The following is a 13,328-nucleotide window of genomic DNA, read 5'->3' on the forward strand; positions in this document are numbered from 1 at the left end:
CCGGTCAGGCGAAAAAAATCACAACAACTTATCCATTGTAATCGGTAACTCCCTTACCCTTTTCCCAGTTGCATGAAAAATCGCATTTGCTATCGCAGGCGCTACACCGACCACCCCAATCTCACCAAGACCTTTCACACCCAGTGGATTCACTACTTCATCCTTTTCCTCTACAAAGATCACCTCCATTTCCTGCACGTCGGCGTTCACGGGCACATGGTATTTGTCGAGGTCGTGGTTGATGAAGCGGCCGAGGTTGTTGTCCATCACAGTGTGCTCGTGCAGGGCGACGCCCATACCCCAGACCATGCCGCCTAATATCTGGCTGCGGGCAGTTTTGGGGTTGACAATGCGGCCACCGGCTACAGCGGTTACCAAGCGGGTGACCTTCACGGTACCCAGATCTTCGTCTACTTTCACTTCAGCGAATACGGCGGAGTGCGCGTAACGGGCGTATTCCTTCGATTCATCCGATGGCTTGGTAGAGACCTCTCCCGTTATACTGCCGTTTTCGCTTAGCTGTAGTAGGTCCTGCAACTGCATACTTTTAGAGGCATCACGCTTCAGGCTAATCTTACCTTCTGAGAAATCTACATCTTCCAGCTTTGCTTCAGTCAATGGCGAATCCGGCTGCTGCTGGGCCAGCTTCAGCAGTTTTTCCTGTACCTGTTCGCAGGCCTTTTTTACGGCGGAACCTACCGTAGCAACGGTCTTGGAGCCACCTTCCAAAGGCGCCTTTGGCAGATCAGAGTCTCCCAATTTAAACGTTACATCATCCAATGGCAGACCCAGTGTCTCGGCTGCGATCTGGGTCATGACGGTGTAGGTACCGGTGCCAATGTCGGCGGTGGCGCTGCTTACGGTAAGCTTGCCTTCTTTACTAAGCACGGCCTTGGCGCTGGCCTCGGACTGATTCGCTTCCCAGGCTCCCTGCGCCATTCCCCAGCCGATCAACTGGTGACCGTCTTTCATGGAACGTGGCTCCATTTTGCGCTTAGCCCAGCCAAACTTCTCAGCACCCTGCCGGTAACACTCCCGCAGTTCTTTGCTCGAAAAAGGCTTGTCTTCGTTCTGGTCTTTCTCGGAGTAGTTTTTCTTGCGGAACTCCAGCGGATCTATACCTGCTTCGTAGGCCAGTTCATCAATGGCGCACTCCAGCGCGAAGATACCGGTGGTACCACCTGGGGCCCGCATGTCGAGCGGGGTATAGACGTCCAGCCCTACCAGTTTGTGTGTCAGCTTGGTGTTGTCGCATGGGTACAGCACACCTGGCCAAAGCACCACATCTTCGCTGTAGTCTTCAAAGCGGGAAGTCTCGCCGTATACCTCTTGCTGTAGCGCCTGTAGCTTTCCATCGGAATCCGCGCCGAGTTTAAAGCGCTGCAGGGTTTTGGGGCGGTGGCCAAACGAGAACATCTGCTGACGCGTCATCACCACACGCACCGAGCGCTGCAGTTCATGGGCTGCCAGCACAGCCAGGAAAAGCTGGTATTGTGGACGCAAACCGGAACCAAAGGCTCCTCCTACAAATGGTGAAATCACCCGCACCTCGTCCTCCGACATTCCAAAGGCACTGGCAATGTACTGCTGACTGTTCTGCACGCCCTGAATCTTGTCGTAGACCGTCAGTTTTCCGTCGCCTTCCCACACGGCTGTACTCGCATGCATTTCCATCGGGTTATGGTGCTCAGCCGGATGGGTATAGGTTTGTTCGACACGGGCACTTGCCTCAGACAATGCTTTGTCTACATCCCCGCGTGGCTTGGGCGGTTCTGAGGCCTTGTATTCTTTCGGCTCATAAGCCTGCTCCAGGTTGGCTTCAAAATCGGTGTCGTGTTCGTCTGTTTCGTAGTCCACTTCTACCAGCATGGCTGCATATCTTGCCAGTTCAAACGTCTCGGCCACTACCAGCGCAATAGGCTGCATGCTGAACTGCACTTCGTTGTCATAAAGCGGACGGAAAGGGGAACCCGGAGGCGCATCTTCGTCTTTGTAGTTTTTGTCGAGCCACATGTAGCCGGGACGGTTTTCATGTGTGAATACCTGCAGTACGCCGTCCAGTGCCAGGGCTTTGCTGGTGTCGATGCTCTTGATCTTTCCTTTGGCAATGCCGCTGTTCACGATCACACCATACGCCAGGTTCTCAGCATCAAACTCTGCTGCATATTTTGCTTCGCCGGTTACCTTAGCTTTGCCGTCTACCCGATTTCTTTCTTTTCCTATCTGATCTGTTTTCATGCTGCACCCTCCTTATTAAAAGCCTGCTCCAGCGCCCGCACAATGGCCCGCTTCGCCAGCTCTATTTTAAAATCATTATCCCCATAACCCTTTGCTCCTTCCAGGTAAGCCTCTGCCACTTTTTGGAAGTTCTCACGCGTTGCCTGCTGTCCTTTCAACATGGCTTCTGCCTCTGGTTTTCGCCAGGGCTTATGCGCCACGCCACCCAGGGCAATGCGGGCATCCTTGATCGTGCCGCCGTCCAGGTCCAGGGCAGCGGCCACCGATACGATGGCAAAGGCATACGAAGCGCGGTCGCGGAGCTTGAGGTAGGTATAGTGCTTGGCAAAGCCTTTTGCCGGCAGGTCGATGGAGGTGATGATTTCGTCCTCCTGCAGGTTGGTGTCGATGTGCGGCGTATCGCCGGGTAGCCGGTGGAAGTCGGCAATAGGTATGGTTCGCTCGCCTTTTGGTCCGGTTACGTTGACGGTAGCCTCCAGCGCAGCCAGGGCCACGCACATATCGGAGGGGTGGGTAGCGATGCAGTGCTCGCTTGTACCTAGTATGGCCAGGTCGCGGTTGTAGCCCTTGATGGCCGAACAGCCGGAGCCGGGTTCACGCTTGTTGCAGGGCGTTTGGGTATCATAAAAATAATAGCAGCGGGTGCGTTGCAGGAGATTGCCGCCGTCGGTGGCCATGTTGCGCAGCTGCCCGGTCGCGCCGGCCAGTATAGCGTGCGAGAGCAGCGGGTAGCGCTTCTCTACCTGCCCATGGTAGGCGGTGTCGTTGTTGGATACCAGCGCACCCAGCCGTAAACCGCCGTCTGCTGTTGCTTCAATCGTTTTTAGGGCAATGCGGGTGATGTCCACCAGGTGCTGCGGGGCCATTACATCGATCTTCATCAGATCGAGCAAATTGGTACCGCCCGCTACAAATTTCGCCTTTTCATGTCTGGTGATTTCCTGCACGGCGCTGTTCACATCCGTGGCCCGGGTATAGGTAAATGGTCTCATCTGGCCTCGCTCCTTTCCAGTGCTTCCTGCACCACTTTCACAATGTTCACATAGGCACCGCAACGGCACACATTTCCGCTCATCAGGTCCCGGATATCGTCCATCGTTTTGGCTTTCCCTTCGTTCACCAGCCCGATCACCGAACAGATCTGCCCCGGTGTGCAGTAGCCGCACTGGAAAGCATCGTTGTCAATAAAGGCCTGCTGTACCGGATGCAGTTCGCCGTCTTTGGCCAGTCCTTCGACCGTGGTGATCTCTTTATCTTCCTGCATCATGGCCAGGGTCAGGCAGGAGTTGATGCGCTTGCCGTCGACAAGCACGGTGCAGGCACCGCACTGGCCGTGGTCACAGCCTTTTTTGGTGCCTGTCAGGTGCAGGTGCTCCCGTAGGGCATCAAGCAGGGAGGTCCAGGGAGCCAGCTCCAGGCGTTGCTCTTTGCCGTTGATGCGAAGCGTGACTGGTTGCAGCGGTGGTAATGGGGGATTTTCTTTTTCCATAGCAGAAGGAGATTAAATGACCAGCCGACTGTCTTTGAAAAGAATTTTTGCCAGTCAGGTGAGCGAAAAATGAATAGCTTAACTTTACGCTCCTTTCCTTCTTATGTTGGCTCTAAATGGCGCAGGACAACTATCTGCTATTCCTGGTAGTATGTATAGGCATGGATGAACCTGAAGAAACGCTGGAAGAAGCCGGCACCGTATTGCCAGACCCCAAGACGCTCGTACCGACTACGCTCAACAAAGCGAACGTTTTGTTTATAGGGTCTGTGGATGAAGGCTATTTTAAGCCGGTGCCGGATCTGAAGAATGACCCGCCCCGCTGGGAACCAGGCTTGTACAGTCTGGCAGCAGGCAAATGGCCATCGCCTAACCTGACCGCCGACTTGCTGGACCTCAGTCCTTACAACGGGCAGGCCATCATGGTCATTGCCTCAGACTGGAACCAGGAGGTGATCAGTGAAGCGCGGATCTTTGGCGTGCTCGACAAAGTATCCTGCGATGTGCTGCAGAAGTTTGCCTACGAACACATGCAGGATAAGGAGCAGGAGATAGCCTCCTACATCTCAGGTATAAGCAATTAGATTTATAGCAGATGCTGTAGCAGGAAATGGCGACTAGAGCACAAGCAAGGTGTTGGTTCCGCCAAACTCATTAGGCGCCTCTCCATCGGCATCCGGATCGTTGCGCCAGTCGGTGCCGTTTACCAGGTATTTGAATTCGTGCTGTGTATGGCGCGGAAGTGTCTGCACACATTCAAATATACCGCCCTTTTTCTTGCTCATTTTGATCGGTGTGTTCCAGTCGTTATGCAGGCCAAGGATCTCCACTCTGTCGGCATTTTCGATGCTGATCGTGAATTTAACTTTACACTGGTCTTTCGTTTTCAGGTAGGTTTTCTGAATCATTCTTCTTTTGTTTTTTTCTGTGACGTATGGTTGCTAAAGCGAATCAGTGCTGGAAGGTGTTGCATTTTCCTGCCAGCAATATCATGTACTCTTTCCTGACAAGTTTTGTTAATGTTTTGAGTTTCCGTCGGGTTATCCTCAAGCCCTTGTGCAGGTATAGCCCCTCTTTTTAAGGCTACGATAATTCAACCGGGCTAATCAGACGCTCAGCATTGCCTACTTATCTGTTCGGCGGAAAAACAACCGAATTTGAAAACAGCATCCATTGAAAAGAAAGAATAAACGTATCTAAAGGCTTTACTTTTTAGCAACTTGCGTCTTTATTTTTCCGCAATGCATTCTATCACCACGAACCGACTTTCGCTTAGTCTCTTTTTCTTTCTTTCCGGCTTCAACTTTTCAAGCTGGGCTTCCCGCATCCCCACCATTGTTTCCAAGCTTCACCTGAATGAGGCCGAACTGGGCAGCATTCTGCTGACCATGCCGGTGAGCTCGCTGATCGGCTTGCCTTTGTCGAGCTGGCTTGTCACTCGGTTCGACAGCCGTTTCCCCTTGATCGTGGCTATGGTTATGAATGCCGCTTCGCTCTCACTGATCGGAATTGCTGCCACACCATTTGCCTTGGTCGTGGCCTTATTCCTGTTTTCGCTGAGTATGCGTGTGTTTAACATCGCCATAAACACCCAGGCCATTACGCTGCAGAAATTGTACGACCGCAAAATAAACGGGGCCTTCCACGGTCTCTGGAGCACGGGCGGCATTGTGGGTGTTGGCGTTACGACACTGCTGATTTCGCTTGGCATATCGATCGTGCCACACCTGGTAATAGTTTCTATCACCACGACGCTCATCGTGCTGGGCGCCTTCCCCTACCTGCTGCGCAACGACCGCTCCACGACGGGCAACAAACTCACACTTGGCAAGCCCGATCCCTACATCCTATACCTGGGGCTGCTCGTATTTTTTGCGGCGGTGTGCGAGGGTGGCATGTTCGATTGGAGCGGCATTTACTTCCAGCAGGTGGTGGGCGAAGAGGTCTTTACCGCAGGCTACCTCATCTTTATGTCGTTTATGGCGCTTTCGCGGTTTGTGTCAGATCGGATCATCGAGAAGATCGGGATGGAAAAAACCTACGTACTCAGTGCCAGCCTTATTTTCTCAGGTATAGCACTGGCCATTCTGTTCCCGAGTTTCTGGCCTGCCATGGTGGGTTTCTCACTCGTAGGCTTCGGTACGGCCTCGGTTATACCGATGACCTATACGCTGGCGGGCGCTTCCAAAAAGTATTCGCCTGGCATCGCCATTTCCATGATCGTGACATTCGGTATTGTGGGTATGCTCATGGGCCCGCCACTTATCGGTTACCTGGCCCATGCCTTCAACCTCAAGTTCGCTTTTGTCACATTCGCCCTGGCCGGCGCCATGCTGATCCCGATCTCCAGAAAGTTCTTCCGCTTGGAAAGGTAAGTTGGTTTTGGGTGTGGCGGGGACCTAATCTTCCGGCTTTCTGAAGATTTCCTTTCCCCCTTACATTCAGTAATTTCTGTTCAAACGGGCCTTCGGTGGGAAGAATAAGCCGGGATAAAATCTTCAGTTCTGAAAATTTCTGTCTAATTTAAAGTGCAGAAACCTTTCGTTATATAAAAACAGGGTTTCAAACTATACTTGACACGATTAAAGCCCACCTTCTCTCCATGGAAAATTTCATCAGCTCGGTAAACGACATCGTCTGGAGCAATGCACTTATCATACTTTGCCTTGGGGCAGGTGTATACTTCTCTATCGCCACCAAGTTTCTGCAGGTACGCTATCTCGGCGAAATGCTGCGCCTGCTCTTCAAAGGGCAGGCTTCTAAAAAAGGCATCAGTTCCTTTCAGGCCTTTACCGTAGCCATTGCCGGGCGTGTCGGTACAGGTAATATTGCCGGTGTCGCCACGGCCATTGCCATGGGTGGACCGGGTGCTGTGTTCTGGATGTGGGTGATCGCTTTCCTGGGCAGTTCTTCTGCCTTTATAGAAGCCACACTGGGACAGATCTACAAGCAGGTAAAGGATGGTCAGTACCGAGGTGGTCCGGCCTTCTACATCGAAAAAGGACTTGGCGTAAAATGGTATGCGGTGCTGTTTGCCGTAGCGACGATTATCAGCATGGCCCTGTTCCTGCCAGGTGTGCAGAGCAACAGCATCGCCTCCGGCATCAGCAATGCCTTCCAGATACCGGTCGCCTATACAGGTGGTGCCGTTACCTTGCTGCTGGCCCTGATTATTGTAGGCGGCGTGAAGCGCATCGGCAACGTGGCACAGGTGGTAGTGCCTTTTATGGCGGGCGCTTATATCCTGATGTCGGTGGTGATCATTCTGATGAATATTTCGGAAGTTCCTGCCGTGTTCAGCCTTATCGTCAGTTCTGCATTTGACCTGGAGCCTGCTTTTGCCGGTGTGTTTGGTATGGCGATTTCGTGGGGTGTGAAGCGTGGCATCTACTCCAACGAAGCCGGTCAGGGTACTGCACCGCATGCGGCTGCAGCGGCTGAGGTAAGCCATCCTGCTAAGCAGGGGCTGGTGCAGGCCTTTTCTGTATATGTCGATACATTATTTGTTTGTACGGCTACGGCCTTCATGATCCTGTTTACAGGGCAATACAATGTGGTCAATCCGGAAGGAGGCTTCCTGGTGGAGAACCTGCCGGGTGTGCCATTCGGACCTGAGTATACGCAGTTGGCTGTGAGCTCTCACTTCCCGGCGCTGGGCAGCGGCTTTATCGCTATTTCGCTGTTCTTCTTTGCCTTCACCACCATCATGGCCTACTACTATATTGCCGAAACCAACCTGAGCTACCTGAACACCAAAAACAAACAATGGATGCTCTGGGCGCTTCGCTTATTTATACTTGCCGCTACTTTTTACGGCTCTGTGAAAACGGCAGAATCCGCCTGGATGCTTGGTGACATCGGCGTGGGCATCATGGCATGGCTCAACGTGATCGCCATTTTCCTGCTGCGCAAGCCTGCCTTACGCACCCTGAAAGATTACCTGGCCCAGCGCAAAGCCGGGCTCGACCCAACCTTTGACCCGGAAAAACTAGGTATAAAGAACGCCAGCGACTGGAACAAAGCCATCGGCACTGACGAGCCGGAGGCGCAAGACCAAAGAGAACTGAAAGCGGTGTAGAGACAGAGAAAAGAGGTATAGAAAACAAAAAAGAGGCGCTATGAAAGCGTCTCTTTTGTTATGGGGTATATCAATCCCAAAGAGCAGTTTGCAGGGTGTACATGTGGTTTGTAGGGACAGGTCGCGACCTGTCCGAATCGTGCACAGGTAATTTTTATATGAAGCTATATGATGGTAAACCGGAGATGCCATGCAAATCGCAGCGACCGATCACAATGCGTGCGGACAGGTCGCGACCTGTCCCTACAATTCTCTCTCCCATTTCACCTCCGGAAACACCACCTCCAGCTGCCGCTTGATCACGCGGTAGTTTCCTTTCCAGAAACTCGCCAGGTCCGATACGGTCGTAATTGGCTTCAACTCCGGGCTGAGCAGGGCCAGTTCCACCGTCATTTCGCCATCGTCTACGGTCGGGCTTTCTTCCCAGTCCAGCACATCCTGCAGCCGGATCTCCAGCTTCGGTTGACTGCCGTCTGCGTGATAATACACGTCAATATCCGAACCATCCGGCAAGGTGATACTGGAGGGGGCCAGCACCTCCAATCGGGCACGCTGTTCATCGTCCAGGTATTTGGCTTCCAGAATCGGCTGCAGCTCCAGCTCCATCAGTTCATCCGGGTGTTCGATGTCGAAGAGGTAGGACTTCAGCCAATCCCAGTTGGTCATCAGCAAGGTGCTGGTGCTCACGTCGGGCCAGAACTCGGAGGGGCGCCACTTTCTTAAACTCAGCACCCGGTTTTGCCATTGCCTTACTTCGTAGTTGAAGTCCAGCAGGTGCTCGCCTTCCTGTTTGATGGCTTCGGACATGGCAGGTACGCGGTGCTTCTCGTCGGGCGGCGGCAGCGGCTTGCTTTGCAGCACAATGCTGCCGATGCGGGTGTCCATCGAGGCAGTAAGCTCGCCGTCGTTTACGTCCCAGTGGTACACCTCCTTTTGCTTCACGAGCGGGGCGAGGTCGCGCGGATTGAGCGGCGAGGCCAGGAAGATGCGGCCCGGATTGTCGCCTGTACCGGCATGCAGGTGGGCAATAGCCAGCCAGGGCTCGTGCGCCAGGTCGTCGCGGTGACCGGCAGACGCATACTGTCCGCTGGCCAGCTGGAACTGCGCATTATTACCGGGACGGGCATAGGCGATGCGCTCCGGGTAGCAATGCGTGAGCAGCACGCCGGTTTCGTAGTCGTCAAAATTACTGTTCTCGGGCGCTATACTGAACAGCTGGCGGTACGAACGGGCGATCTTCTCGATCTTGGCAAAGCGCTTACCCTGCCCCTGCTCGCGCCTATACCTGCGGAGGGCTTCAATTCTCAGGTTGATGTCGATGCCGGCATTGCGGTCCAGCGGGTCGCGCTCTTCCAGGATGGCGGCAATATCGCTGGCCAGGGCTACCTGGTCGGTTTCCTCGGCTTTGAGCAGCATGTGCGCGATACGCGGGTGACAAGGCAGCGCATGCATTTTCTTGCCATGCTCGGTGATGCGGCCGTTCTCCAGCGCCTGCAGTTGGTGCAGCATCTCGGTGGCATATTGCAGGGCAGCACGTGGTGGCGGGTTAAGCCAGGTCAGGCTGCGGATATCCATAATGCCCCACTGCGCCATGTCGAGCACCAGGTTGGCCAGATCGGCTTCCATGATCTCGGGGGTGCGGTGCGGGGCCATGCGCTCCTGCGTGGTTTTGCTCCACATGCGGTAAGCCGTGCCCGGGCCCAAACGACCGGCGCGACCAGCACGCTGGTCGGCGGCATCTTTGGAAATGCGTGCTGTTTCGAGGCGCGACAAACCGGACTTCGGGTCGAAGCGGGAAGTTTTGCCGAAGCCCGTATCCACTACCACCGACACGCCTTCTATGGTTAAGCTGGTTTCGGCGATACTGGTGGCCAGCACGACTTTGCGCCTGCCTTCGCGGTCGGGCATGATGGCGGCGTACTGTTTGCCGAAGGGCAGCATCCCGAACAGCGGGTGGATCTGCACGCCACGCAGTTGTTTGCGCAGGAGTATTTCCACTTTGCGGATGTCGTTTTCGCCGGGCAGGAACACGAGGATATCGCCCTCCTGCTCCTTGGCTGCCTGCTGCACCACACGGGCGGTCATTTCGGGCAGCATGCGGTCGTCGGCATCGCCGGTATAGATCGTGTTGATCGGGTACTGCCGCCCCATGCTTTGCACGGCCGGCGCCTTGAGCAGACTCGTCAGCTGCGGCATGTCCAGCGTAGCCGACATCACCAGAATGCGCAGGTCGGGCCGCAAGGTATGCTGCGCCTCTCGGCTCAGGGCCATGGCCACATCGGCATGGATGCTGCGCTCATGAAACTCGTCGAAGATCACGATGCCTATACCTGCCAGCGAGCGGTCGCTGTGGATCATGCGGGTCAGGATGCCTTCGGTCACGACCTCGATGCGGGTCTTGTCCGAAATGCGGTTCTCAAACCGGATGCGGTAGCCGACGGTCTGGCCCACCTCCTCGCCCAGCAGCTGCGCCAGTCGCTCGGCAATGGATTTAGCCGCCAGACGCCGGGGCTCCAGCATGATGATCTTCTGATCTTTCAGCCAGGACTCGCCGAGTATAGCCAGTGGCAACAAGGTGCTTTTACCGGCTCCGGGAGGGGCGTTTACGATCAGCGTGTTCTGTGCTGACAGATGTTCTCTGACAGCTGGTATGATTTCCCGAACGGGTAAGTCTATGGAGAATGGATTGAAAGGCAAGGGGTTAATTAAATACGTTGAATTCTGTTTTATTTCATTAGTGTTACGGCACCTTTGTAAGTACCGGTTTCAGTTTTGATCAGGTAATAGTACACCCCTGTGGGTGAACCCTCTCCTGACCATGCAAAGTCTTTTGTCGCGGCCTGGTATACCTGCTTGCCCCATCTGTTGTAGAGCTGCACATCGAAAGGGCCCCTACCATTGTATTCAACCCGAAAAAAATCGTTTTTCCCGTCGTTGTTGGGGGTGAAGACATTCGGAATAAACAGATGAGGCTTTACCACGATCTCTTTCTCAGTAAAGGCAATACAACCATACATATTTGTCCCATAAAGGGTGACGTTGTATGTACCGGCATAGGTATACTGGTGGATAGGATTCGACGTAATAGAGGTTGTACCATCACCTAAATCCCAATTCCAGGAAACCAGATCGGTGCCCACGCCCTCCAGGTATAGTAGCTCCTGGTAAGCCAAAGTATCCTTCGCTGCTACAATCGAAAGGTCTCCCAGTCGGGTATAATTGATCCTGATTTCATCCCGAACACGACATGCCCCATTGGTAACTTCTGCCCAATACAAGCCTGGTTGCGTCACTGTAATGGCTGGCGTCCTCTGGCCTGTCGACCACAAAATGTCATAGCCCTGGTTAGTCGCTCCCACCGATAACTGCACAGGGGTACTTTCACAAAGTGTACGGTCAGGGCCCAGGTTCAGCTTTGGGTTTGCGTTGATTGTCACCTTAATCTCGTCTCTTGTCGTGCAGTAGCCGTTGCTCACTTCCACCCAGTAATTGCCAGCGGAGGTAGGCTTAATCGTTTGGGTTGTTTCGCCGGAAGACCACAGGTAGGTAAATCCGGTTCCAGTACCCGCATCCAGTTTAACTACAGCACTTTCACACACGCTTATATCGGGCCCCAGGTTAACCACAGGGTTTTCATGGATGGTAACCTGCACCTGGTGCATTTTAACTTGGTCTCCCAACGTCACTTGTAAGGACACGGTGTAAGTACCGGGAGAGCTGAACATGTGTGTCACGGCTAGGTCTTTGGAGGTGTTGCGTGCTCCTGAAGCAGGGTCGCCAAAGTTCCAAAGCAGGGCATCTCTACTGCCAATGCCGGAGGCCCGAAAGGCTGTCTCCTGCCCCTGACAATGATGGTTATAGCTTATAGTCGGAGGATCTGCCAGGTAGGACGTAACAAAAGCGGGGAGCCTTTGGTCGACAGGTGACACTACCGGAAAGCTTTTCTCATCGAAGCCAGCCTGTTCGCGCAAACCATTTGGATTGCTGATCACACCCAGAAAGGCAGCTCCAGACCCCTGGCCGCCCCCTTTGGAGGCGTATATCCTGCCGTCCGGGGCCAGCTGTAAATCGTGGATATTGTTTGCAAACCCCCATCCTCCAACCCGGTATTGGGAAGCTTCCACTTCAGCCCAGCTATTCTTGTTCAAATCGTACTGGTAAATGGCTTGATTGACATTGGCAACATATAACAACGTCGAATTTGGTGCAAACTCCAGCCCCGACAACCAGATTCTCGGGTCACGCTGCAGCACATAGGTGTTCGACAACGTACCTGTCCGCGTATTGAAATCGGATATTTCCGCTCCTGCATCAGCGGGTACTACAATCCTGCTTCCGTCAGGGGCTACTTTCATTTGACCAGCGTACCCTCTGTGTATGGAGGACAATTCACTTATAACGGGAGTCGTCTGTACACCGGATGCTGTCACGAGGTAAGCCAGGTACCTGCCACTATCATATTCATGTGCAATCACCCAGAAATCAGTTCCGTTGGCATGCTGCACTGCTGTTAAACTCCCCGTGACAGGATTGTGGAGCGGCACGTGTTTCTGTATCACATCTCCCAGTCCACCCTGCCTCGACATGTCTACCACGGCATAAAACAGCCCTTGCTCCATGGGGCCGTTGTACGGGTTGGTTGTGAAAATATAATGCTGCGTAGTGGAGCCTGGCCTTGGCACAATCACGGTTGTCTGCATGGTGAGCCCTACATGCCCCTTGGTCATGCCAGAGCCATTGGGCATTTTCCGGTGGTTTCGGTTCCAGACGGATTGTCCATCGGTGTAAAACAAGAGCTGGCCCGAAGCATCGCTCATTACGGCCGAACCCTGAGAGGGCTCCTCTATTTTTCCATCGTCGTTGGATTGAGGCGGGCTCTGGTTAAAATCTATACCTGACCGGTAGGTAAAAAACCAGTGATTGGCTCTGTTGCGCTGCGCTTTAACTTCTAATGCAGTAAGTATAAGCAGGAGTATAATAAAGAAGGACCTGCTGAAACGTAAATGTCTACCCATAATCAAATAATACAGGCATAAATATATAGCTATTTAGAGAAAATGTCTTCTATTTATATTGGTATTGGTTAGGGCCATATCTAATCTATTTATTATCTATTTATTGAGATAAAGTTTGATGTTAACCAAACTTCGTCCAGCAAAGCCAGCGGCAGCAAAGTACTTTTACCGGCTCCGGGAGGGGCGTTTACGACCAATGTGTTTTGCGCCGAAAGGTGTTCTCTTACGCCAGGTATTATTTCCCGAACGGGTAAGTCTATGGAGAATGGATTGAAAGGCAATGGAGTTTGGGAGTTTGGGAGTTTGGGAGTTTGAGGGTTTAGGAGTTTGAGAGTTTACCATGGGGTGAGCGCCTTTGCTTTAACAAATGCAAATCTTTACCGCGAAACAAAGCGCAAAGTTAACCTCTATCTCTTTTACTTCTTCATCAGTTATCAGGTTAAACTCTTTTCTATGGCATCAGTTTTTTGCTGGTGCTAGCGTATGCGCATGTGAGTATACCGCTACT

At 53.2% G+C, this 13,328-nt stretch carries 9 protein-coding genes; 3 read left to right on the forward strand and 6 right to left on the reverse strand.

Annotated elements, in window-relative coordinates:
• Positions 1-18: 18 nt before the first annotated feature.
• Genes AC5FX6_RS06555 through AC5FX6_RS06565 form a run of 3 tightly spaced genes read right to left on the reverse strand, consistent with a single transcriptional unit; the run spans position 19 to position 3,727 of the window.
• Entirely contained in the window at positions 19-2,238 is a 2,220-nt protein-coding gene (locus AC5FX6_RS06555) for a xanthine dehydrogenase family protein molybdopterin-binding subunit (protein ID WP_493596222.1), read from the reverse strand.
• Positions 2,235-3,230, reverse strand: coding sequence for an FAD binding domain-containing protein (locus AC5FX6_RS06560; protein WP_493596223.1), 996 nt, complete (start codon positions 3,228-3,230; stop codon positions 2,235-2,237). Before AC5FX6_RS06560 ends, AC5FX6_RS06555 begins: the two co-directional genes overlap by 4 nt.
• On the reverse strand, positions 3,227-3,727 hold the full coding sequence (locus AC5FX6_RS06565) for a (2Fe-2S)-binding protein (RefSeq protein ID WP_493596224.1): 501 nt from the start codon (positions 3,725-3,727) through the stop codon (positions 3,227-3,229). The genes AC5FX6_RS06560 and AC5FX6_RS06565 overlap by 4 nt, the downstream gene beginning before the upstream one ends.
• 161 nt (positions 3,728-3,888) lie before the next feature.
• Between AC5FX6_RS06565 and AC5FX6_RS06570 the strand changes: the two genes are divergently transcribed.
• Positions 3,889-4,311: a hypothetical protein gene (locus AC5FX6_RS06570; RefSeq protein ID WP_493596225.1), complete on the forward strand. Its 423-nt coding sequence runs from the start codon at positions 3,889-3,891 to the stop codon at positions 4,309-4,311.
• 33 nt (positions 4,312-4,344) lie between these two features.
• Here AC5FX6_RS06570 and AC5FX6_RS06575 read toward each other — a convergent pair whose 3' ends face one another.
• Positions 4,345-4,635: an isoamylase early set domain-containing protein gene (locus tag AC5FX6_RS06575; RefSeq protein WP_493596226.1), complete on the reverse strand. Its 291-nt coding sequence runs from the start codon at positions 4,633-4,635 to the stop codon at positions 4,345-4,347.
• 333 nt (positions 4,636-4,968) lie between these two features.
• On the opposite strand from AC5FX6_RS06575, the gene AC5FX6_RS06580 reads away from it, so the two are divergent.
• Both AC5FX6_RS06580 and AC5FX6_RS06585 read left to right on the forward strand, forming a co-directional pair.
• Positions 4,969-6,102 carry an MFS transporter gene (locus AC5FX6_RS06580; RefSeq protein WP_493596227.1) on the forward strand — a complete coding sequence of 378 codons (1,134 nt, stop codon included), beginning with the start codon at positions 4,969-4,971 and terminating at the stop codon, positions 6,100-6,102.
• A 227-nt stretch (positions 6,103-6,329) separates the two neighbouring features.
• Complete coding sequence (locus AC5FX6_RS06585) at positions 6,330-7,805, forward strand: alanine/glycine:cation symporter family protein (RefSeq protein ID WP_493596228.1); 1,476 nt, start codon at positions 6,330-6,332, stop codon at positions 7,803-7,805.
• Between the two features lie 243 nt (positions 7,806-8,048).
• Here the strand turns inward: AC5FX6_RS06585 and hrpB are convergent, their stop codons facing one another.
• Both hrpB and AC5FX6_RS06595 read right to left on the reverse strand, forming a co-directional pair.
• Positions 8,049-10,502 (reverse strand): ATP-dependent helicase HrpB, encoded by a 2,454-nt coding sequence (gene hrpB / locus AC5FX6_RS06590; protein WP_493596229.1) that lies wholly within the window; start codon positions 10,500-10,502, stop codon positions 8,049-8,051.
• Positions 10,503-10,531: 29 nt separating this feature from the next.
• On the reverse strand, positions 10,532-12,820 hold the full coding sequence (locus AC5FX6_RS06595) for a PKD domain-containing protein (RefSeq protein ID WP_493596230.1): 2,289 nt from the start codon (positions 12,818-12,820) through the stop codon (positions 10,532-10,534).
• Positions 12,821-13,328: the final 508 nt, after the last annotated feature.

This window comes from Pontibacter sp. LHS2 (assembly GCF_058932845.1).